At 40.7% G+C, this 23,118-nt stretch carries 17 protein-coding genes and 1 riboswitch; all 17 genes read right to left on the bottom strand.

Annotated elements, in window-relative coordinates:
- Nucleotides 1-477 precede the first annotated feature (477 nt).
- Nucleotides 478-1,869 (bottom strand): glycine--tRNA ligase, encoded by a 1,392-nt coding sequence (locus tag PGZ10_RS07245; protein WP_118217585.1) that lies wholly within the window; start codon nt 1,867-1,869, stop codon nt 478-480.
- 178 nt (nt 1,870-2,047) lie between these two features.
- A complete protein-coding gene (gene recO, locus PGZ10_RS07240) occupies nt 2,048-2,800 on the bottom strand; it encodes a DNA repair protein RecO (RefSeq protein ID WP_270540996.1) in 753 nt (250 codons plus the stop codon).
- The gene (locus tag PGZ10_RS07235) at nt 2,745-2,915 is read right to left on the bottom strand and encodes a hypothetical protein (RefSeq protein WP_173699385.1); all 171 of its coding nucleotides are present in this window, start codon (nt 2,913-2,915) and stop codon (nt 2,745-2,747) included. The genes recO and PGZ10_RS07235 overlap by 56 nt, the downstream gene beginning before the upstream one ends.
- Before the next feature lie 116 nt (nt 2,916-3,031).
- Entirely contained in the window at nt 3,032-3,928 is an 897-nt protein-coding gene (gene era, locus PGZ10_RS07230; RefSeq protein WP_117555625.1) for a GTPase Era, read from the bottom strand.
- A gap of 11 nt (nt 3,929-3,939) precedes the next feature.
- Entirely contained in the window at nt 3,940-6,864 is a 2,925-nt protein-coding gene (locus PGZ10_RS07225; RefSeq protein ID WP_270540995.1) for an insulinase family protein, read from the bottom strand.
- A 274-nt stretch (nt 6,865-7,138) separates the two neighbouring features.
- On the bottom strand, nt 7,139-8,737 hold the full coding sequence (locus PGZ10_RS07220) for a Na+/H+ antiporter NhaC family protein (protein WP_442872450.1): 1,599 nt from the start codon (nt 8,735-8,737) through the stop codon (nt 7,139-7,141).
- 139 nt (nt 8,738-8,876) lie between these two features.
- Nucleotides 8,877-9,044: riboswitch (Lysine riboswitch) on the bottom strand.
- A 62-nt stretch (nt 9,045-9,106) separates the two neighbouring features.
- A complete protein-coding gene (locus PGZ10_RS16810) occupies nt 9,107-9,280 on the bottom strand; it encodes a hypothetical protein (protein WP_334304019.1) in 174 nt (57 codons plus the stop codon).
- Between the two features lie 93 nt (nt 9,281-9,373).
- Nucleotides 9,374-12,913 (bottom strand): pyruvate:ferredoxin (flavodoxin) oxidoreductase, encoded by a 3,540-nt coding sequence (gene nifJ / locus PGZ10_RS07210; protein WP_270246011.1) that lies wholly within the window; start codon nt 12,911-12,913, stop codon nt 9,374-9,376.
- A 264-nt stretch (nt 12,914-13,177) separates the two neighbouring features.
- Complete coding sequence (gene ychF / locus PGZ10_RS07205; RefSeq protein WP_022220674.1) at nt 13,178-14,278, bottom strand: redox-regulated ATPase YchF; 1,101 nt, start codon at nt 14,276-14,278, stop codon at nt 13,178-13,180.
- A 501-nt stretch (nt 14,279-14,779) separates the two neighbouring features.
- Nucleotides 14,780-17,539 carry an ABC transporter permease gene (locus PGZ10_RS07200; protein ID WP_270540994.1) on the bottom strand — a complete coding sequence of 920 codons (2,760 nt, stop codon included), beginning with the start codon at nt 17,537-17,539 and terminating at the stop codon, nt 14,780-14,782.
- Nucleotides 17,533-18,216 carry an ABC transporter ATP-binding protein gene (locus PGZ10_RS07195; RefSeq protein WP_117835562.1) on the bottom strand — a complete coding sequence of 228 codons (684 nt, stop codon included), beginning with the start codon at nt 18,214-18,216 and terminating at the stop codon, nt 17,533-17,535. Before PGZ10_RS07195 ends, PGZ10_RS07200 begins: the two co-directional genes overlap by 7 nt.
- Before the next feature lie 100 nt (nt 18,217-18,316).
- Entirely contained in the window at nt 18,317-19,237 is a 921-nt protein-coding gene (locus tag PGZ10_RS07190; RefSeq protein ID WP_270540993.1) for a sensor histidine kinase, read from the bottom strand.
- A 1-nt stretch (nt 19,238) separates the two neighbouring features.
- Entirely contained in the window at nt 19,239-19,892 is a 654-nt protein-coding gene (locus PGZ10_RS07185) for a response regulator transcription factor (RefSeq protein ID WP_270540992.1), read from the bottom strand.
- 194 nt (nt 19,893-20,086) lie between these two features.
- Nucleotides 20,087-20,212, bottom strand: a complete 126-nt coding sequence (locus PGZ10_RS07180; RefSeq protein ID WP_270205306.1) for a hypothetical protein — start codon at nt 20,210-20,212, stop codon at nt 20,087-20,089.
- Between the two features lie 97 nt (nt 20,213-20,309).
- Complete coding sequence (locus PGZ10_RS07175; RefSeq protein WP_270540990.1) at nt 20,310-20,924, bottom strand: TetR/AcrR family transcriptional regulator; 615 nt, start codon at nt 20,922-20,924, stop codon at nt 20,310-20,312.
- 137 nt (nt 20,925-21,061) lie between these two features.
- On the bottom strand, nt 21,062-21,964 hold the full coding sequence (locus PGZ10_RS07170) for an ABC transporter permease (RefSeq protein WP_117822708.1): 903 nt from the start codon (nt 21,962-21,964) through the stop codon (nt 21,062-21,064).
- Nucleotides 21,964-22,875: an ABC transporter ATP-binding protein gene (locus PGZ10_RS07165; protein WP_270540988.1), complete on the bottom strand. Its 912-nt coding sequence runs from the start codon at nt 22,873-22,875 to the stop codon at nt 21,964-21,966. The genes PGZ10_RS07170 and PGZ10_RS07165 overlap by 1 nt, the downstream gene beginning before the upstream one ends.
- Nucleotides 22,876-23,118: the final 243 nt, after the last annotated feature.

Raw genomic sequence — 23,118 nt, 5'->3', positions numbered from 1 at the left:
TCTCATTATATAATTGTCTTCACAATTAGTCAAGCGTTAAATAATTTTCTTTATTGTTTATTATTTGTCAGAATATTTAATAGTTTTTCCCTATAGGCATTGTTTTTATTGACTATTTTTTAACTATATCATCGATTTTCTTTGTCTAATTTCACAAATCAAATTTTTTCTCAGAATCCCATCACACTTGCCAGCATTTCCTCTGCCACAAAATAGTTTCCACTAGTAAAGTTGAATGACAAATGGGACAAATATAAGTGTTCAAATTCGATTGTTGTGCCATGGCGAGGAGACTCAGAAATTATGGAAGCCTCTGCTGACATATTTTTCGCTTTCAGAGGCTCCTCAAAATGGTTGGCACAACGGAATTTGAGCACTTATATTTGTCCCATTTGTCTCACAACTTCCCCAACAAACTTTTTTGCACAAAAAGATCCGGACTTCCCAAACATGGGAAATCCGGATCTTTTCAAATCTCTACCACTCAAATTTCTTCTCAAAGTATGCTTTGAGATCTTCAATTTTAATTCTTTCCTGCTGCATCGTATCACGGTCACGAACAGTAACTGCTCCGTCTTCTTCCGAATCGAAGTCATAAGTTACACAGAACGGTGTTCCGATCTCATCCTGACGGCGATATCTCTTACCGATATTTCCTCTGTCATCGAATTCGCAGTTGTAGTATTTGCTAAGCATAGCATAAACCTTCTCAGCGCCTTCGTTCAGCTTCTTGGAAAGCGGAAGCACACCAATCTTAACTGGTGCAAGTTCCGGATGGAAATGCATCACAGTACGTGTAGAACCATCTTCCAGTTCTTCCTCATCATATGCTGCGCAAAGGAACGCAAGTACCACACGGTCAGCTCCAAGTGATGGTTCGATTACGTATGGGATATATTTTTCATTAGTCTCATCATCAAAGTAAGTCAGATCCTGTCCTGATACATTCTGATGCTGTGTCAGGTCATAATCTGTTCTGTCTGCGATTCCCCACAGCTCGCCCCATCCAAACGGGAAGAGGAATTCTACGTCTGTTGTAGCCTTGCTGTAGAAAGAAAGCTCTTCTTTGTCATGATCTCTGTAACGTATTTCCTCATCCTTAAGGCCAAGAGAGAACAGCCAGTCGAGGCAGAATTTCTTCCAGTAAGCAAACCATTCAAGGTCTGTATCCGGTTTGCAGAAGAATTCAAGTTCCATCTGTTCGAACTCACGGGTACGGAATGTAAAGTTACCCGGTGTGATCTCGTTACGGAATGATTTACCGATCTGACCAATACCAAATGGAAGTTTCTTTCTTGAAGTTCTCTGTACATTCTTAAAGTTTACGAAGATTCCCTGTGCAGTCTCAGGACGAAGGTAAACAACGTTCTTTGCATCTTCTGTTACACCCTGGAAAGTTTTGAACATCAGGTTAAATTCACGGATCTCTGTGAAATTATGTTTTCCACAAGTCGGGCACGGAACTTCATGTTCTTTAATAAATCCTTCCATCTCTTCATGTGACCATCCGTCAATGCTGTCCGGAATATCAATTCCATGCTCATGTGCATAATCTTCAATGATCTTATCTGCACGGAAACGTTCGTGACATTCCTTACAGTCCATCAGCGGATCACTGAATCCTCCCAGATGTCCGGAAGCGATCCATGTCTGCGGATTCATCAGGATTGCACAGTCAACACCTACGTTGTACGGGTTCTCCTGTACAAATTTCTTCCACCATGCTCTCTTTACGTTGTTCTTAAGTTCAACACCCAGGTTACCATAATCCCATGTATTTGCAAGCCCACCGTAGATTTCAGACCCCGGATATACAAAGCCTCTTGATTTTGCCAAAGCTACAATTTTGTCCATTGTCTTTTCTACCATAACACTAATCCTCGCATTCTTTTTATTTTTCGTTAGAAGAACAAAGCTACTTATCGCGATAACATTTATTCCTCTCTGATTCACCTATTATACCTATTGCATATAGGTTTTGCAAGCTTATCCTGCTAATTTTCGCCAGATTTGTCTTTATTTTCTAATCTAATATACAATTTTCCGGTTATTTCAGCCCTGTGAGCTGCTCCAGAATCTCAAGCGACTTGAATCTGTGATCCACGTATACATCCAGATAACGCTCCATTACCTTTCCCAGTTCCTTTAAAACCTCATCGCTTAAGGTAAAGGTATAGAGCTTTTCCACCGGTGTCCCGACAATGAACTGCATGGCATAAAGGGTAGACGTATTCAGCCGCATTCCGTCATAGATATTCTGACCGCATTCACTGCAGACCAGACCGCCCTCCTTCACACTGAACACACAGGGACGTTCCCTGTTCCCGCATCTGACACACTGAAATACCTGCGGTCCTTCCCCGCTGACACTGAGTGCCTTCAGTTCAAATATGTAGCGTACCAGCTCAAATGGAATGATCTTTTTCGTCAGCACGCGCATCGTCTGATAAAGAAGCTTCAGCATTTCCCGCTCGTCATTGGCTTCCCTTGTATAAAAATCTGCAAATTCGAGAAAATAAAATGCATAGTATGCCGCTTCCACATCCGTTCGGAGCTCTGCAAAATAATTCTCGATCTCTGCCGACTGGAGAGTGTTGGAATTTCTTCCCTCATACAGCATGAATTTTCCGAAATTACAAGGCGTACATGCCCCTGCAAGCGGACTGTTCGGTCGTCTTGCCCCTTTTGCAAACGCTGATATTTTTCCTTTTTCTTTTGTCAGGATCACGACTCTTTTATCATATTCACCGATCGGTGCTGCCGACAGAATCATCCCTGTCATTGTTGTTAACTGATTCACTGCATTTGTCCCCGTATTTCTCCGTTTTCGCTTTACAGACTTCCTTTTCCCGGTAGGAGAGATAATCCTCCACCCGTCCTGTCCTTGCAAACTGATCCCAGTATTCCTGATTCATCCTTCGGTCACCTCATCTTTTTCTTATGCCTTTTAAGATTAGGTTCTCCCATATTTTCAGATGCTATACTGCGTAATATCTGCCAGCTGTTTTTCAGAGAAACACCTTGACATTTTTTACTCGTCTTCTCGGTATCCGAAGTTCTTGATCAGGAAATCACTGTCTCTCCAGTCTTTCTTTACTTTTACCCAAAGTTGGAGATTTACCTTACATCCGAGCATCTGCTCGATCTCATATCTCGCCGTACTGCCGATCTTTTTCAGCATGGATCCCTGCTTGCCAATGATGATTCCTTTATGGGAATCACGTTCACAGATGATCGTTGCCTCAATATCCATCACTTTTTTGCGTGCTTTCATCTTCTCGATCGATACCGCAATTCCATGTGGAATCTCCTCATTCAGGCAGTGTAGTGCTTTCTCACGGATCAGCTCTGCCACGATCTGCCTTTCCGGCTGGTCGGTAATGGTATCTTCATCATAAAACTGCGGTCCATACGGAAGATATTTCATGATGACCTTTAAAAGCTCGTCTGTATTTTCACCGGTTCTTGCAGATACCGGAACGATATCTGCAAACTGGTATACTTCGTTGTATTTTGCAATACACGGAAGAATGTCTTCCTTCTTCACGGTATCTGCCTTGTTGATGACCAGCACGACCGGTGTCGTCACCTTCCCAAGCTGCTGCACAATGTGCTGCTCTCCGGCTCCTATAAAGGTACTTGGTTCAACCAGCCACAGTACCACATCCACTTCATTTAAGGTGCGCTCTGCCACATTTACCATGTAGGTCCCAAGCTTGTTTTTCGCCTTATGGATTCCCGGTGTATCAACAAATACAATCTGTCCTTCATCGGTCGTAAGTACCGTCTGGATCCGGTTTCTGGTGGTCTGTGGTTTATTCGATGTAATAGCGATCTTCTGACCGATCAGATAATTCATAAGTGTGGATTTCCCCACATTCGGCCTGCCGATCAACGTTACAAATCCTGATTTAAAATCTGCTCTCATGCATTCTCCTTCTAAAATAAATTCTCAACTGTCATAAACAGTTCTTTTTCTTCTTCTATCTTTGCTTCATTTCCGATCACACAGATCTGATCATTTGCAAGCACTGCACGTGCCACACCTGCAAGTGCGCGGATATCCTCCTGGTTTGCTGTAAGGATCTGTTCTCTTTCTTTTCTGATCATCTCTGCACTGACATGATTCATATAAAGGTTCATGGAACGGTCTCCCTTGGTTGCCGGAGTCATCGGCTGATCAATGTTGCTGATCGTTCCGATAATATATTTTGTCATATCGCGTTCGCTGACCGTGAAGTTCTCCAGATATTCCGGAACTCCGTCATAGATTTCCAGGGTTCTTCCAAGATTCGGGTCACGGTAAGATACAAAATAGCCCTCACCAATGCGGTTGAAGTTACTCATGCAGCCATACGCACCACCTTTTACGCGGATATTGATCCAGAGATACTCATAACTCATGATCACTTTCAGGATCTGCAGTGCCCCGTTATATTCTTCTCCTGCATCAATAAAGTTGCCTGCCTTTGCCGCAAACTGTACTTTTGAAGAAGTCTTAAAGCCTTCATTCTTCTTCTCACAGTGCAGGATGCACCGGCTCTGTGGCATCCTCTCCGGATAAAGGACTTCTTTTAAGCTTCCGATCTCCTCTTCCAAAACGGCAAGTCCCTCTCTTGAGGCTGTGTAACTGATCATCATATTGCCTTTTCTAAAAAGCAGTTCAGATAAAGCTTTTAATCCATTTGTAATCTCTTCCTTCTTCTCCTCGAAATGTTCTTCCATCTCACGGATGTTCTGATAATATCCGATTCCATTCGTCGTATCTTTGAATTTTGAAATCGGTGACTTATAAGACATTGCCCGGAGTGCTGCTGCAGAATGTCCTGCAGACAGGAAACGATCCTGCAATCTGGTCTTTGTCATAGAAAGGATTTCTTTCAGACGTTTTTCATCGTCCAGCTTCGAAGCTGTCAGGATCTCTTTCATCATACGGATGGCAAATGGAATCTGTCCGTAAAGCGCTTTTGCCTTGATTTCAAAAGTTGCCCTGAATTCTTTTTCTTTGACCTTCGTCACATCCGGATAAAGCTCCAGTGAAGTTCCGATTCCTCCGGTATGTCTGTTGATCTCGTTGAAAAGTTCTCCATATTCATAATGCTCGGTGTCAATGATTCCGAGAACTGCCTGCAGAAGTCCTACCATCGGGAGATCTTTCTCCGGCACATCGGAAAGGTCAAACATCAGATCCAGATAACCGATTCCGTTCGTTTCAATCTCATGGAAGACAGTCGGGATATCTGCAATCTTCATCTCTTCATTGTAAATCGGTGCGATCTCTCTGGAAATATCCTCCCTTGTCAGCATCGGAATCTTCTCCAAATCCTCCTGACTTGACGGTTCTTCCTGATACTCCTGTAAATGCTTCGTATCTGTAACCAGCTTTTCGATTTCTTCCCTGCTAAGGCTTTCTTTGTATGCCTGCAGTTTTTCTTTTAATTCTGCATCCAGTCTGGCTGTACGTCCCGGTTCCGGCACGATCGTAACCAGTGCTCCATGCTGATTATCCAAAAGGTATGTCTGAATCAGCTTTTCAAAATACCCGGTACTGATCTGCTCTTTTAAGAATGCAAAGGTGCCCAGCGCCTCCACATGGATAAACGGCTTTGTTTCATCATAAAGCCAGCTGTCAAATATCTGCAGACCGTACATCAGTCCCTTCGGATAGCCTCCGAAGTCTGCTTCACGGTAACGGAATTCATGGTAATTGATTCCCGCTTCCAGTGCCTTTTTGTCCATTCCGTTTTCTACAATACCTTTTAATGTATCTTCGATCACTTTTACAAATTCTGCCTTCTGCTCTTCATTCGCATTCTTTGCCACGATCGAGAAAATCGGCTGATAGGTGCTGCTGTCATAAGATCCGCTGATGTCTTTTCCGATTCCTGCTTCCAGAAGTGCTTTTGTGATCGGTGCTCCCGGAGCAGAAAGCAGTGCATAATCCAGGATCTGGAATGCCAGATACAGCTTTTCATCCAGAGAAGTCCCAATGATCTTATTGTAGGAAAGATAGGTATTATCTTCTGTCGATTCATTACTTGCGATCGAATACGGCTTTGTGATATCATGCATTTTTTCAAACGGCTTCTGCAGATGGATCTCGGAATCTACTTCTTTTTTATCGTAAGCAGACAGATATTCCTGATCCAGCCAGTTTAATTTCTCTTCCATATCCATATTGCCATAGAGGTAAATATAACTGTTGGACGGATGATAATAGGTTCTATGGAAATTCAGATATTCTTCATAAGTCAGTTCCGGAATCACATCCGGATCTCCGCCGGACTCATTTGCATAAGTCGTATCCGGGAACAGAGAATTCAGGATCATACGGTCCAGAACACCATCCGGTGAAGAAAAAGCCCCCTTCATCTCATTATAAACAACTCCGTTATAAGAAAGCTCCCCGTCTGCTTCCTCCAGATGATAGTTCCAGCCCTCCTGCCGGAAAATCTCTTCGTGTTTGTAAATATTCGGATGCAGGACTGCGTCCATATACACGTCCATCAGATTCTGAAAATCCTTTTCATTACAGCTTGCAACCGGATATACGGTCTTGTCCGGATAAGTCATCGCATTCAAAAAGGTGTTCAAAGATCCTTTTACCAGTTCCACAAACGGATCCTTGGTCGGAAACTTTTCCGAGCCACACAGAACAGTATGTTCCATGATATGTGGCACTCCGGTACTGTTCGTGGTCGGTGTGCGGAATCCGATATTAAATACTTTATTTTCATCATCATTGGAGATCAGAAGCACCCTCGCACCGCTCTTTTTATGTCTTAAAAGCGCTCCTTCCGATTTCAGATCCGGAAGAGGTCTGTGCTCAATGATCTCATATGCTGTAAGCTTTGTTAAATCCATATATGATTTCCTCCAAGTTCTGTAGTTAGTCTCATAAATAACATTGTACACATTTCTTTGATTTGATACAAGGTCTTGGTGGGAAATGTTTTCCATAATCCGATGTACCTTCCCAGTTCTTTATGATTTTTCCGTCAACTATTAGAAACACGCTCCGCGAGTTTCTCAAGTTATCGCGGCAGTCGCCAAGGTCTCGTGCAAGCACGGACTTTGATTCGTTGCTCGCGTAAATAAAATAAGGAACAGCTACGAAAGCCATTCCTCATTTTCTCTGTTATGCTTCTTTCTTCTGTGAAAAAGCTGTTGTCTGCTCTTTCTGTGAAAATTTCATGAATGTCACAAAGACAAGCATCATGATGATTCCTGCCGGAAGTGCGATCCATGCACTCTGTACGAATCCGGCAATAATATAAGTGATAAACGAAATCGCCGCGCAGCTTGCCGCATATGGAAGCTGTGTATTGACATGATTAATATGATTGCACTGTGCACCAGCAGATGCCATGATCGTTGTATCCGAAATCGGTGAACAGTGGTCACCACAAACTGCTCCGGCCATACATGCGGAGATAGCAATGATCATCATCGTCTCATTCTTTCCTTCAAATGCATGTACCACGATCGGGATCAGGATTCCGAATGTTCCCCAACTTGTACCGGTTGCAAATGCAAGAAAGCATCCCACAAGGAAGATGATTGCCGGAAGAAGATTTACCATACCTTCCGCACTTCCGGCTACAATGCCTGCTACATATTCTGCCGCTCCAAGACTGTCGGTCATAGATTTCAGCGTCCATGCAAAAACAAGAATCAGGATTGCCGGAACCATCGCCTTAAATCCGTCCGGGAGACATGCCATACACTCATCGAATTTCAGCACACGTCTTACCAGATACAGCACGATTGTGATCACAAAAGCAAAGAAGCTTCCATACACCAGTCCCTGGGAAGCATCACTTCCAGAAAATGCTTCTACAAAACCAACTCCGTCAAAGAACCCACCGGTGTAGATCATTCCGATCACACAGCAGATGATCAGTGAAATGATCGGGATCAGAAGATCCATTACTTTTCCTTTACAGTTATCCACTGCCTCTTCCTCCGTATTTGCATACGGTCTGTCCGGTGTGGTGTAAATATCACCTTTTTTCGCATTATCTTCATGAACCTTCATCGGACCATACTCAACCTTCATCACAACCATTGCGATCATCATCAGGATGGTAAGGATTGCATAGAAGTTATATGGAATTGCACGGATAAATATTGAAAATCCATCTTCACCTTCTACAAAACCCGTAACGGCTGCTGCCCAGGATGAAATCGGTGCAATGATACATACCGGAGCTGCTGTCGCATCGATCAGATACGCAAGCTTTGCTCTGGAAACATTCTGCGCATCCGTTACCGGACGCATCACGCTTCCGACTGTCAGACAGTTAAAATAGTCATCGATAAAGATCAGCACACCAAGAATGATTGTTGCCAGCTGTGCACCTACACGGCTCTTGATATGGGTACTTGCCCATTCACCAAATGCGGCAGATCCTCCTGCCTTATTCATCAGGCAGACCATGGTTCCTAAGATAACCAGGAAGATCAGGATTCCCACATTATAGCTGTCAGAAAGAACAGCTACGATCCCTTCCTGAAAAATATGGGTGATGGTTCCTTCAAAGGAAAATCCGGAATAGAATATTCCACCTACTAAAATTCCTACAAATAATGAGCTGTACACTTCTTTTGTGATCAGTGCCAGTGCAATCGCAACCACCGGTGGAACCAGTGACCAGATGCTGGCGTACATCTTCGGTACATACTCCTCCGCGTCTGCTGCAAAGGTGACAAGGGGACTTGCCATTACGCAGATCATTACAGCTGCGAGCAGACTGCTTAACTTTCTCATTTTTTCTCTCAATTAAAATACCTCCTGTTTTAAAACATAAAAATGCCATGAATAACGCTTGCACCGGCAAAACGCATTCATGGCATGTAAAGTCTTCCTTAAATGTTCTTCCGATAGCGCTCCACGTGTGTGACAGTACGCTGCATCTTCTGCATCGTCCCAGAAACCGGGGTTGGGGTTCCGGCTCCTTCGGCGGTATTTCCTTTCTCTTCTGTCGGCTTCCCTGCCGCATCTTTCAGAAGGTACTGATAAATCCCGCGCCTCTATCAAGCTGAATATTCATCATTTTCTTTATCAACCATACTACAAAATTTTCATTTTTGCAAGAGATAATTTCTATTTTACAATATCTACCGCTTCTTTTGTCATTTCTTTGATCTTTTCAAATTCTCCGCCATTTATCAGAGCATCCTTTACCATCCAGGTTCCGCCGCATGCGAGTACCTTGTCAAATGCAAGATAGTCTTTGACATTCTGTGGACCTACAACACATTTGCAGGCGGTGTGCAGCGCAAGTTCTTTTGTGTACGCGTCCCCTTTTGAATCCCCAAAACCAAAAAGGAGCCAGAGACTTTCGTCCCTGACTCCTCATTAAAGTCAATCTTATTCTTCAGAACCGTACAGTGTAACGAGTTTCTGCAGATATGCATATCTAGCTTTTGCTTCTTCTTCGTTCTTAGCAAACAGAACTTTAGCCTTTTCAGGATTGAATCTGGCAAGAGCGTTGTAACGAACTTCACCGTTAAGGAATTCTTCGTATCCGGCAAGATCTGGTGCCTTGCTGTCAAGAGTGAACTTAGATCCTTCTGCTTCTGGATTGAAACGGAAGTTGTTCCAGTATCCACATTCAACTGCAAGCTGTTCTTCTGTCTGAGCTTTGCTCATACCTTTCTTGATACCATGGTTGATACATGGAGCGTAAGCGATGATCAGGGATGGTCCCGGATATGCTTCAGCTTCTGCGATAGCTTTTACAGTCTGGTTGAAGTCAGCACCCATAGCGATCTGTGCAACGTATACGTAACCGTAGCTCATTGCGATAGAAGCAAGGTCTTTCTTCTTAGTTTCTTTTCCGCCTGCTGCGAACTGAGCGATAGCACCAGTCTTAGTAGACTTAGAAGACTGTCCACCTGTATTAGAGTAAACTTCTGTATCGAATACCATTACGTTGATGTCTTTTCCACTTGCAAGTACGTGGTCAACACCACCGAATCCGATATCGTAAGCCCATCCGTCACCACCGAAGATCCACTGGGATTTCTTAGCAAGGAAGTCTTTCTTTTCTACGATATCTTTGCATGTCGGGCACTCGCATCCTTCTAATGCAGCAACAAGTTTGTCTGTAGCTGTTCCGTTAGTAGCTCCGCATCCGTATGTTTCAAGCCATTCGTTGCAAGCAGCTTTTGCTTCTTCGCTGGCTTTATCTGATGCAGCAACTTCTTCTACTTTCGCTTTCAGACCTTCTCTGATTGCTTTCTGAGCAAGTAACATACCATAACCGAACTCAGCAGCATCTTCGAACAGTGAGTTAGACCAAGCCGGTCCCTGTCCCTTAGAGTTTACTGTGTAAGGTGTAGACGGTGATGAGTTACCCCAGATAGATGAGCAACCTGTTGCATTAGCGATGTACATTCTGTCACCGAATAACTGTGTGATAAGTTTAGCGTATGGAGTCTCTCCACATCCAGCACAAGCTCCTGAGAACTCAAGCAGTGGCTGTTTGAACTGAGATCCTTTTACTGTATTTTCTTTAAATTTAGCAACAACTTCTGGTTTTACTTCGATTTCTGTACCAAAGTCAAAGTATACCTGTTCTCCTGCGTTCTCTTCCATGTTACCCATAACAAGAGCTTTTTCACCCTTCTTACCTGGGCAGACATTTGCACAAGAACCACATCCTGTACAGTCATAAGCTGATACAGTCATTGTGAACTTCATTCCCGGCATACCGATCATGTCGATTGCTTTCAGTCCTTCTGGTGCTTTTGCAAGTTCTTCTTCTGTAAGAGCTACCGGACGGATTGCAGCGTGCGGACATACATATGCACAACGGTTACACTGGATACATGTCTCTGACTGCCAGATCGGGATATCTACAGCGATACCACGTTTTTCGTATGCAGCTGTTCCTGACGGTGTAGATCCATCTACATAGTCTTTGAATGCAGATACAGGCAGTGTGTTACCTTCCTGAGCATTAACTTTAGACTGGATGTTCTTAACGAATGCTACTGCATCTTCTCTTCCACCCTTAACTTCTGGTGTGAACAGACCTTCGTCTTCGCAGTTCTTCCAGCTTTCCGGTACTTCAACAGCGTTAACCTGTTTAGCTCCGGCATCGATAGCATCGTAGTTCATCTGTACGATCTTATCACCCTTCTTGCCGTATGTAGCTTTTGCAGCTTTCTTCATAAGGTCGATAGCTTCTTCTTCCGGAATGATGTTAGCCAGTTTGAAGAATGCAGACTGAAGAACTGTATTGATACGTCCGCCAAGTCCGATTTCTTTACCAATCTTGATACCATCGATTGTGTAGAATTTGATGTCATGGTTAGCGATGAATGCTTTTACCTGTCCTGGAAGATGTTTGTCCAGTTCTTCTACTGTCCATGGGCAGTTAAGAAGGAATGTACCACCATCTACAAGTTCCTGAACCATGTTGTATTTGTTGATATATGACGGGTTATGGCATGCAACAAAGTTTGCTTTGTGAATCAGGTAAGTAGATTTAATTGGTTTCTTACCGAAACGGAGGTGAGACATTGTAACACCACCGGATTTCTTTGAGTCATAATCAAAGTAAGCCTGTGCATACATATCTGTGTTATCACCGATGATCTTGATAGAGTTCTTGTTAGCTCCGACTGTTCCGTCAGCTCCAAGTCCCCAGAACTTACAGTTGATTGTTCCTTCCGGTGTTGTAACCAGTGGAGCACCTACTTCAAGAGAAAGTCCTGTTACATCATCAACGATACCGATTGTGAATTTAGCTTTTGCTTCATTTTCAAATACAGCAACAACCTGAGCCGGTGTTGTATCTTTAGAACCAAGTCCGTAACGTCCTGAGTTGATCTTAACAGCATCGAATTTTGTTCCTTTAAGAGCTGCAACAACGTCAAGGTACAGAGGTTCTCCAAGAGATCCTGGTTCTTTTGTTCTGTCAAGAACGTTAATGTACTTAACGGAATCCGGAATTGCATCTACAAGTGCCTGTGCGCAGAATGGTCTGTAAAGGCGAACTTTAACAACACCAACCTTCTTGCCCTGAGCAAGTAAGTAATCGATTGTTTCATCGATTGTGTCGCAAACAGATCCCATAGCGATGATTACGCTTTCAGCGTCCTCTGCACCATGGTAGTTGAACAGTTTGTAGTTTGTTCCGATCTTAGCGTTAACTTTGTCCATGTATTCCTGTACGATTGCCGGCATAGCATCGTAGTATGGGTTACATGCTTCACGAGCCTGGAAGAATGTATCCGGGTTCTGAGCTGATCCTCTTTCACATGGATGGTTCGGGTTCAGTGCATGTGCACGGAATTCCTTGATTGCATCCTTGTCTACGAGATCTTCCAGATCTTCGTAATCCCATGTTTCGATCTTCTGGATTTCGTGTGATGTACGGAAACCATCGAAGAAGTTAATGAATGGAATCTTACCTTTCAGTGCTGCACAGTGTGCAACCGGTGTCAGGTCCATAACTTCCTGTACGCTGGATTCACAGAGCATTGCGCATCCAGTCTGACGACAGGCGTAAACATCTGAATGATCACCAAAAATATTAAGAGCGTGTGAAGCTACTGCACGGGCAGATACGTTGAATACACCCGGAAGCTGTTCACCAGCAATTTTATATAAGTTAGGAATCATAAGAAGTAAGCCCTGGGAAGCTGTGTAAGTAGTAGTAAGCGCACCTGCTGACAGTGAGCCGTGTACAGTACCTGCTGCACCTGCTTCAGACTGCATTTCTGTTACCTGAACAGTCTGACCAAAAATATTCTTTCTTCCTTGTGTTGCCCATTCGTCTGTGGCTTCAGCCATTACAGATGAAGGTGTGATCGGGTAAATAGCAGCAACTTCTGTATAAGCATAAGAAGCATGAGCAGCTGCATGGTTACCATCCATGGTCTTCATTGATCTTGCCATTTTCTTTGTTCCTCCTTAGATTGTGTCAAAACTTTTACTTGTGTTAAAATTTTTCTACACTTTCGTTCGATATTATTATAGCTGTTCATATATGAAAAGTCCAGTCATTTTACTGTTCTGATTGTTCCTTTTGACGTACAAACCCTGCATTTCAAGAGGTTATTTTATGCAAACTGTAGTAAGGTTAAGCTATCTCGTTTCATAAAAGAGACGGACATCTGTCCGTCTCTCGCCATACATTATCAATTACTTTTTTAACAAATATTATACGTTAAATCTAAACAGGATAATATCTCCGTCCTGTACAACATAATCCTTACCTTCCAGTCTTACCAGACCTTTTTCTTTTGCAGCGTTATAAGTGCCACATGCCATCAAGTCATCATAGGATACGATTTCAGCGCGGATGAATCCTCTTTCAAAATCAGAATGGATCTTTCCTGCTGCCTGTGGTGCTTTCGTTCCTTTTTTGATTGTCCATGCACGGACTTCCGGTTCTCCTGCTGTCAGGTAACTGATCAGTCCAAGAAGGCTGTAACTTGCCTTGATCAGCTTTTCAAGACCAGATTCCTTAAGTCCCAGTTCTTCCAGGAACATGCTCTTTTCATCATCATCAAGTTCCGCGATCTCCTGCTCAATTTCCGCACATACAACGAATACTTCGCAGTCCTCTCTTTTTGCATACTCACGGACTGCCTGTACTCCTGCATTACTTGCACCGTCATCTGCAAGATCATCTTCTGCCACATTTGCAGCAAAAATAACCGGTTTGTAGGTCAGAAGATTATAGCTTTCCAGCCACTGCTGCTCATCTTCGTCATTGATATCATCAAAGCTCTTTGCCATCTTTCCATCTTCCAGATGGGCTTTAATTCTTTCCATCAGTGCCAGTTCTTTTGCGATCGTCTTGTCATTTCTTGCTGCTCTGACTGCTTTGGAAATTCTTCTTTCCAGGATCTCAAGGTCTGAAAAGATCAGCTCCAGATTGATCGTCTCAATGTCACGCAGCGGATCGATACTTCCGTCTACATGGACAATATTGCTGTCCTCGAAACAACGTACTACATGAACAATTGCATCAACCTCACGGATATTTGCAAGAAACTGGTTTCCAAGACCTTCTCCTTTGGATGCACCTTTTACAAGACCTGCGATATCTACAAACTCAATCGCTGCTGGGATGATCTTTTTGGTGTGATACATCTCACCAAGCACATTCAGACGTTCATCCGGTACAGTAACAACACCCACATTTGGATCAATGGTACAGAATGGGTAGTTGGCTGATTCTGCTCCTGCTTTTGTCAGTGAATTAAATAAAGTACTTTTTCCCACATTAGGTAATCCTACGATACCAAGTTTCATTTTTCTATATTCCTCCTATAAATCCTTTAATTTCAAGGGATTTCAGCATACTTATTTTTGCAAGTGGGCCAGTAACATCAATTCTTCCCATTCTGTTGAAATTTCTGAAATCCTCTTATTCTTTTCTTTACTTCTGCGAATCTGAATTCTACAAATCTGGCTGAATACAATCCCGTACTTTCTTGGGATATTCCCTTGCCAGGTTCTTTGCCTTTTAAATTTTTCCCCATATTTCAGCTTCTCTCATAAGAAACCCTAATACAGTACCTTGTATTATACCATAGCATCTTATTTTTGTGAATATTCATTTTCATCTCATCTCCTGTTTGTTCATAAAATCCTTTCCTTATGGTTTAACGTGCGTAGCATACACTTCTATCCGCAATACACACGCTCATTCTTTGTATCAAGTCTGCTACTCGTAAGTAATACAAAATTGTCAAAATGACAATACTGTATTCCAAGACCTGTCATAGTTCATAAATAGTCACCGTGTCACTTCTATCTCTTCTTGTATATAAAATGTGTAACCATAACATTAATAAGCACTAAAGAAAACGTTACACCTACCGTAACATGAATCGGCCAATGAAATGTAAAATATGACAATTTATTTTCCATATAAATCTTTACTCCAACCAAAGTGGCCATTCCTGCAGTAAGCAACATTCCCATCACACACATAAAATAATAACCGCCTTCTCCAAAGAACATTAATTTCATTTGCTTATCGGTCATCCCAATACTTTTCATAATATCAAATTCTTTTCTCCGTGCGTACATCCCGGTAAATACAACATTACAATAATTGGTCAATCCCGCAATGAATAATATGATACTTACAGCACCTAAGAGAATTCTATTTCCTCTCATATATGTTTCTTTTTGCTGCATCAGATCTGATTTGCAGATGACAAAAACTCCTGCTTCGCCGGTTCCTTCATCCATTGATACTTCTGTCATTTCGGATCGTTTCTTATTTTCCTCAGATATCAGCTCGCCAATCTGTGCTTTCACATAAGGTTCTTTTTCCGGATCAGCAGTTAATTCCATTGTTAATATCTTTTTCTCAGTCGGTATCTTTTGAAAACCTTTCTCGCTGATAAAATAATATAAGCTGCCTTCTCCATGCCAGGATTGATGTATTTCCGGAAAATTATCGCTCTGCCGGTCTAAATACCCACATAGGGTAAATGTTTCTGATTCTTTTTGAGGAAATTCGTCTTTCTCTTGTTCCTCTTCGCTCTTGAAATTGCTTAGTTCTTTTCTACGAATCGCATCTTCCCTTGAAATCAAAGTTTTAAAATATACCGGTTCACCAATTGCTTCATCTGCAAGTTTTTGCTGTTCCGGAGTCAGCATATGATCATGTATGATCAGCACGCCATTTCCCTCTTCCAAAGATTCCATATCAATATTGAGTTGATTATCCTGCACGTATTTCTTAAGTGACAAGATTTGATTTTCATCTATAACTTGTACAGTGTCCCAGCTAAATCCTTCCACCATATTGTCATCTGTAAGATTCGAAAGCCCCTCGTCATAAGGACGAATTCCCTTCTTAGATATAACCGTAGTTACATAGGCTCCTTCAATCAGATTGGAGTTCTCCCAATCGATACCATCTATCTTGTGTAGTTTTTTCTCTAACTCTTGAGAAATTGGTGCAAATTCATCATAATCATTGTCATACAACAGTTCTACACCGTCTCCCTGTGTTAACAAAGGATCCACATCGATTTCTCTGGTTTTATATTCTTCCCCACACCCCTGGCTTTTCCCGAATTCGCTAAACTCTCCTGCCAGCAAAAAATCAGGACGTTTCTCGAGCAGATACTTATAATCACATCCATTTGTAAGTACGTTCATTAAAATAAAAGACAGGACTCCCAAAAATATAGAAAGACTTGTAATTATAAATCGTACTTTATATCGTGTTATATTTTCCCATGCAATATAAAACATTTCTCCTGCCTCAGAACGTTTCAACACCAGTTTTCCAGGATGTTTTTCTTTTCTGTCACCCATATTTCCATCATAAGTGGCACTCTCAATACAAGACAGCTTCGTTATTTTTCTAATAATTTCTTCTGATGCCATCCACAAAATTCCATTTACAAATACAACAGAAAGCAAAAGAATCCACGGTCTGAAAAAGGAAAGTATTGTGTTTCCTCCCATTTCCTGATAAAAATGAACCCCTAATATTTCCGGTATCATTAAGACTAAAATCACTACAGAGAGCAAGCTTCCCAAGACAGAACCTTTTAACATAAGTGACCTCATTTGCTTCCGGTAAATTTTCGTGATTTGTCTTTCTGTAGCTCCAATTGTGTGAAGCAGTCCGAGATTTTGAATATCTTCACTCATGGATATCCAAAGAACATTACGCACAAGAAAATATATTCCACACAAAATACCTAGCGTTCCCAATATCACCAGCTCATATCCACCTGATAATTTAGAAACAGCAGTATATTGTGCTGTATCAGAAACGTATATCTTCTGTTCTGCGCTCTTCATCGGTAATGTCTGATATAATTTTTCTTCTATTTTGCTTCTGCTTAAATGATTGCTCTGACTGAAAAGTAAAGTATAGGAACCCTTTTCCAGGTTTAACTCATTAATTTTGTCATGTGAAATATATCCGGTTGCCAGTTCATTTCCAGAGTCCGTATACCAGCCACATAGTTTGAATGTTTCTTTCGAATGTTCGAACACACCTTTGTATACATCTAAGTTTATTTCCATTCCCTGGTCTGGTTCAGAAATACCAAGTTTTTTCAATGCCCGCTCCGACAATAGAATTTCATCCTTTTTCTGTGGGTAGCTTCCAATCACATTGGTATATGCAGGCTTCAAAAAATTGTTCCAGCTTTCTGAGTCAGCCCATACTACGTTGCATATCGTTTTTGCATTATCCTCTGAAATGTCTGTAGCTTCACCTACAAAAATGCTTTTCCCAACCTGTTTTATATAATCCAGTTGTTTTAATTTTGCATATTGTTCTTCTGTTCCATCTTCTATTCTGCCCGAAGAAGCAGTTCCATTTTCTCTGGTTAATCTTATTTCTTCTGCCTGTATTTTCCCAAAGGAGATTCCGAAGACCATGGTTATAGCAACAATACCGATTACTACTGAGCAAAATAAAATCGTATTTCTTATCTTTTTTGTGCCTGCAAAATTTTTAGCCAGGAATCGGATTATGTCTTTATTGTTATTTGGAATGTTCTTACGAAACATAGTGATACCTCCTAACAATCGTTACAATCTCTTGTATAGATTTTTCCATCGGACATACGTATTACTCTGTCTGCCATCTGTGCTACTTCCTCTTGATGAGTCACGATCAATGTCGTCTGATGGAATCTGGCGGCACAGGATTTCAATAATTCTACGACTTCCATACTTGTAACAGAATCCAGATTTCCGGTCGGTTCATCCGCCAGGACAATTGCCGGTTTCGTTAATAATGCCCGCGCTATAGAAACTCGCTGTTGCTGCCCGCCGGACAGTGTTGATGGAAAACGTTCTAATTTATCTTTTAATCCAAGCGATTCTACAATCTCATTGAAAAAATCCACATCGATTTCCTTGCCATCCAGTCTCATTGGGAGGACAATATTTTCACGTATACTAAGAGAAGGTATCAAATTATATTGTTGAAATACAAATCCGATATTTCTTCTTCTGAATATCGTTCTTTCTTCCTTGTTAAGATCTTTTAAACTTGTATTTCTGATCCAGACACCTCCAAAATCCGGAGTATCAAGACCTCCTAAGATGTTCATAAGTGTTGTCTTTCCGCATCCGGACGTACCGACAACTGCTATAAATTCACCATCCTCCACAGTCAACGACACACCATCTAAAGCACGCACTTCATATGTATCGGATGTATAATATTTTTTTAGATTCACGGCTTTGATCATATCCATTTTTCTATAAACTCCTTTCGCAGATGCTACCTCTAAATCAGCCATAATCTATTTTACATGGTACATCTTACAAACTTCTTACAGACTGCATATGAAATATCTATACCGGAAGATTCACTTCTATGAGCAACCCGGGCTTCATTTGTGTTGCTTTCATAATTCCTTTTTGCAATAGAACAATCTCTCTGGAAAGATACAAACCAATTCCGCATCCTTCCTGACCTCTTGCCTGTTCGCCTCGATAAAATCTTTGGAAAATTTTGTTTTCTTCTCCGTCTTTTATCCCGATTCCATAATCTCTTATTTGGATCTTATAAAACATTTCCGTTTGTTTCATTGTGATATCGATCGTACTGTTGCTTTTGCTATATTTGACTGCATTATCAAATACATTATAAAACGCCTCACACATCCAGTTTTTATCATGTTCGCAAATGATTTTCTCTGGCAATTCTACATGAAAAAAAATACCTTTATCTTCTGCCTTTTTTTGTATTTGCCCTAATGCATTTAGAATTGTTTCGACAAGATTTTCTTTTTGCATGTGAACTTGTATGATTCCTTGCTCTAATCGAGCAGTTTTTATAAAGCTCTCCACTAAAAAACATAATTGTTCTTCACTCGCTCGCAAGTCTTTCATGTATTCTGCATTCAATACTTCTTGCGTTTCATTCAATGATTCTTGCAGCAATTCTGTATAATTTTTTATATTTGACAGCGGTGTCCGTAGTTGATGCGCAATCTCAGAAATCAATTTTTGTATCTCATATCGACTTTTTTCGGCCTCTTTTCTTCTTCCTTCTAACATTTCCTGTAAACGGATTAACTGATTGGCTGTTTTAGAATAAAGCGTTTCCTTCCCTATATCAGAATCATCTAAGTCATTGCCATTTATTAAAGATTCGGTCAGTTTATATATTTTGTTCATTTCCTTTGTTCTAAAATGATTTTCAACTAAATATACAGTGCTTCCTCCAAGTATGAAACCTACTAAAAGTACTGTGAAAATTACTACAGCCATGCTACTCACCCATTCTATATCCCATTCCAAATACATTACTGATAACATTCGATGAATCATTTAGTTTCTTTTTCAATCTGCTGATCATGACGCTTATTGTATTGGAATCAATAAATTCACTATCAATCCCCCATATATTTTCCATTATCATCTCTTTTGTAAGAACCTGATTCTGATTCATAATAAGATATTCTAAAAGCTGATACTCTTTGACCGTCAAAAATATTTCCGTCTCTCCAACAAAAACCTGTTTTCTATCAGAATACAAAATGACTTGTCCGCACATAAAAGTATTTTCATTTGACTTTCTCTTCAAAACAACTTCAATACGTTTTAACAATACTTTTATTGAAAATGGTTTCACCACATAATCATCTGCTCCTATATCAAATGCTTTTAACATATCTTTTTCATCATCTTTTGCAGTTAAAAAAATTGCTGGGATTCTTCCATTTTTTTGAAGCTCTTGATATAGACTTATTCCATCTCCATCCGGTAATCCAATATCTACGATCAACAAATCTACAGATCTATCTATATTTTTAATTGCTTCTTTTCTTGAACCAGCAAGAATCGTTGTATAACCTTGATTTTGCAAAGATGTCTCCAAAGCTTTTCTCAACAAATTGTCATCTTCTATAATTCCTATTACCATACACACCTCCTGATTTTTCTAGAATATAATACAAAAAAAGCCCATTACAATATACATAACACCTCTGCATATTGTAACGGACTTTTTTCAAACCCAGACTTGGTGCAAGCACCATTTCTGATAAAAACCTCGAAAGTTTTTGTTCTATGTGCATATATTACCCAATTTCATTCACAAAGTCAATATGTTTTCTACTAAAACATCTGTGTAATTCTTGCGATCTCCATAACTACAATCTTTAGCATCACTCCACCAGACATCACATGAAACCATATCTCACGCATATGCTGTGACTTTGCTATTGGTGCAATAAGTTTCATCCTTTTTTCCTCCTCCATATAAACGACGCAGTGCAAAACTGTAACGCTACAATCCATTCCTGACGCTCTGATTCATCGTTCAAATCGTTTCACCCTTTCAACTTATCTGCATTTCCTGTAAGAAATGATCCATATGCTCTTCCAGTAACTTTATCACTTGACTTTTGTCTTCTGCTCCATCATATATGCTATAAAGCAAAAAAATAGGTCCATAAAAATCAAGTGCTGTCTGTCTGGCTTTTCCTTCTTTGCCCAGCATTCCTGAAAACAAAGCTTCCATATAAGTTAATGGTCCGCTTGCAAGATAATTCTGATATAGCTGTGCCATCTGTGGCTCCCTGTACTGTTCCAATGCCAACATCTTACGAAAACAGCTTGAAAATTCTTCCTCCGTCCAATGAAGAAACTGCACCTTTGTGAACTGCTTAATCTTATCAAATGCCGTTTCTTTATACTCGGCTGTAACCTTTTCCAGCTCACCCTCCGGCATTTCATACTGCTTTACTCTCTCAATATCCAATTCATTCATTTTTTCAATAATACTGTCCAATATCTCCTGCTTGCTTTTATAATGCTTATACAATGCAGCCTTGGTTACTCCAAGTTTTGAAGCAATATCATTCATGGATGTTCCTATATATCCACTCTGTGCAAATAACTTCAAAGCTTCTTCCAATATTTTTTCCTTTGTGTTCTTTTCTTTGCTTTCCATGTCTATCTCCTAATTTAAATCTGTTATTAAGTTACCTTTTGGTAACTTGTCAAGTAAATTATAAATTAGTGTTTTTTTCCATATCAACGATTGGTGAAATGAAAAAGGCTTTGTCTATCTGCCGAAAATAATATTTTCTATCGTCCGCCTTCACCATCTGGCAGCAATGTAACAAAATAATAAATAATTCCGAATACAGCTATACTTCCCATCATAATACCGATCATCTGATTTACACCTACCACATTTCCATGAAATACCGGATTGCAATCAAGAGTGGCTCTTATCGCTTCAACCATTTCATCCGGATAATGTTTTCTCTCCATCTCCATGAATACTCCGTGAAGCATATGATTCTTAATCAATGAAGTGGCATATGTACTCGGGAGATAAGACAGTGCCTTCTGAAGACCTGATCCAAAATTTGAAATCGGCATATAAGCACCACATATAAAACCATATCCTGCGCTGACAATTGTACCTACAGCCGAAAGCTGTCCCTGTGTTGTCAACGGAAAGCTAATGATACTTGAAAGCGTACTTCCAAACAGGACGAGCAATATCATATCAAATAAAACCCATAATACATCTACTGCATTCAGATACCATCCCATTTTAAGCAGATATCCCAGACATAATACAAACGCAAGTGCATTGACCATCAATGAATTAGCTACTGTTGACAGAAAATATCCCAAATATATTTTTCCCTTGCTGACAGGCGAAACATTAAAATCCTTCCTGGTTCCATTTGCCTTGTCCTGCACCATAGTCAGATTCACACAAAATGTTACAGTGATACAGCTCACTGCCATAAGTGATGCTGTCAGTTGTGCTGCCACGGTTCCATTAATGAGCTTATCCGAAATCGTGATCATATCCGGAATCGCTGCTGTAAAAGAATCTCTGAAAACTTTTGCAAGAAACGTAGCATACAGAACAATCAGAATGACGGGGGTGATCATTGATGTAAACAACATACCTTTATCTTTAAAAAACAGTTTCCTGTTCCTGTTCATTAATGCCAATACTGTTCTCATCAATGCTCACCTCCTAGCTTTTTCCCTGTGACTGCAAGAAATACATCATCCATTCCGCCTTTTACTACTTCATAATCCCTGAATAGGTCCTGATGTTCTACAATAAGCTCCGTAGCTTCCTTCGTATTTCTTACTTTTATCTGATATCCGTCACGTATTTTTTTATATTCTCTGTTCAATGACTTTATTTCATCTTCGGAAACACCATAAACAGATACTATATCCTGTACATAATCATTTTTAAGTTCAAACGGTGTACCTTCCGCTGCGATACTTCCTTTGTCGAGAATCACAACATACCCGGCATTAGCAGCCTCTTCCATATAATGGGTGGTTAGAAATACTGTCATATTTTCATTTTTCTGAAGCTTCTCGATAACATTCCAGATTAATTGCCTTGTCTGTGGATCAAGCCCTGTTGTAGGCTCGTCAAGAATCAAAATTTCCGGTCTGTGCAATAATGCACGGGCAATATCAATCCTCCTTCTCTGCCCTCCCGACAGCTTACCTACAGGTCTGTTTAAAAACTCGTCAAAATCCAAAATCTCGACCAGCTCCTGTAATCTCTTATCAAAGGCATTTCCTGTAATGCCGTACAAAGCAGCTCTGCTCATTAGGTTCTCTTTCACCGTAAGTGGTTTATCAAGTACGCTATCCTGAAATACAACACCAAGCATCCTTTTTATCTGTGCGCCGGCTTTGTCAGTTTCTATTCCGTTTACCTGAACCGTTCCACTGTCTTTTTTCAGCAGTCCACAAAGAATAGAAATGGTTGTACTTTTCCCTGCACCGTTTACTCCTAGAAATGCAAACAATTCTCCTTTTTTCACACGAAAGCTCAAATCATTTACCGCTTTTACTTCACCAAAGCTTTTATTCAAGTGGCTGATTTTAATGATATCTGATTCCATATCTTCTCCTTATATTTTCATTTTTCCTTAAATGCTACAGCATATGTTGGATTTATCTTTTTTGTTAAAATCCATATATTAAAAAGTAATATGAATGCAAAAATTGTCCATGCCCCTTGGTAGTTACCATTCGGTTACTTATATTGTAGTAACCAATTGGTAACTTGTCAATCTTTTTCTAATCTTCTATCACTTCTATCGGATGAGCATCCGAAACATAAATCATCGGATCATATGAATAAA

Origin of the sequence: Coprococcus sp. AF102-57, from assembly GCF_027686195.1 — a bacterium.
In the GTDB taxonomy this organism is placed as follows: Bacteria; Bacillota; Clostridia; order Lachnospirales; family Lachnospiraceae; genus Allocoprococcus; species Allocoprococcus comes.
Note: the sequence above shows the minus strand (reverse complement) of the source record. Positions and strands in the feature narration are given on the sequence as shown.

What these genes read in the sequence shown, in the direction of transcription:
- PGZ10_RS07195 (WP_117835562.1), bottom strand. Translation starts at nt 18,216, where the DNA reads ATGGATATGATCAAAGCCGTGAATCTAAAAAAATATTATACATCCGAT.
- PGZ10_RS07245 (WP_118217585.1), bottom strand. Translation starts at nt 1,869, where the DNA reads ATGGTAGAAAAGACAATGGACAAAATTGTAGCTTTGGCAAAATCAAGA.
- PGZ10_RS07180 (WP_270205306.1), bottom strand. Translation starts at nt 20,212, where the DNA reads ATGAAACTTATTGCACCAATAGCAAAGTCACAGCATATGCGTGAGATA.
- PGZ10_RS07220 (WP_442872450.1), bottom strand. Translation starts at nt 8,737, where the DNA reads ATGATCTGCGTAATGGCAAGTCCCCTTGTCACCTTTGCAGCAGACGCG.
- PGZ10_RS07225 (WP_270540995.1), bottom strand. Translation starts at nt 6,864, where the DNA reads ATGGATTTAACAAAGCTTACAGCATATGAGATCATTGAGCACAGACCT.
- PGZ10_RS07185 (WP_270540992.1), bottom strand. Translation starts at nt 19,892, where the DNA reads ATGGTAATAGGAATTATAGAAGATGACAATTTGTTGAGAAAAGCTTTG.
- PGZ10_RS07165 (WP_270540988.1), bottom strand. Translation starts at nt 22,875, where the DNA reads ATGGAATCAGATATCATTAAAATCAGCCACTTGAATAAAAGCTTTGGT.
- PGZ10_RS07170 (WP_117822708.1), bottom strand. Translation starts at nt 21,964, where the DNA reads ATGAGAACAGTATTGGCATTAATGAACAGGAACAGGAAACTGTTTTTT.
- nifJ (WP_270246011.1), bottom strand. Translation starts at nt 12,913, where the DNA reads ATGGCAAGATCAATGAAGACCATGGATGGTAACCATGCAGCTGCTCAT.
- PGZ10_RS07175 (WP_270540990.1), bottom strand. Translation starts at nt 20,924, where the DNA reads ATGGAAAGCAAAGAAAAGAACACAAAGGAAAAAATATTGGAAGAAGCT.
- era (WP_117555625.1), bottom strand. Translation starts at nt 3,928, where the DNA reads ATGAGAGCAGATTTTAAATCAGGATTTGTAACGTTGATCGGCAGGCCG.
- ychF (WP_022220674.1), bottom strand. Translation starts at nt 14,278, where the DNA reads ATGAAACTTGGTATCGTAGGATTACCTAATGTGGGAAAAAGTACTTTA.
- PGZ10_RS07235 (WP_173699385.1), bottom strand. Translation starts at nt 2,915, where the DNA reads ATGAATCAGGAATACTGGGATCAGTTTGCAAGGACAGGACGGGTGGAG.
- PGZ10_RS07190 (WP_270540993.1), bottom strand. Translation starts at nt 19,237, where the DNA reads ATGGCTGTAGTAATTTTCACAGTACTTTTAGTAGGTTTCATACTTGGA.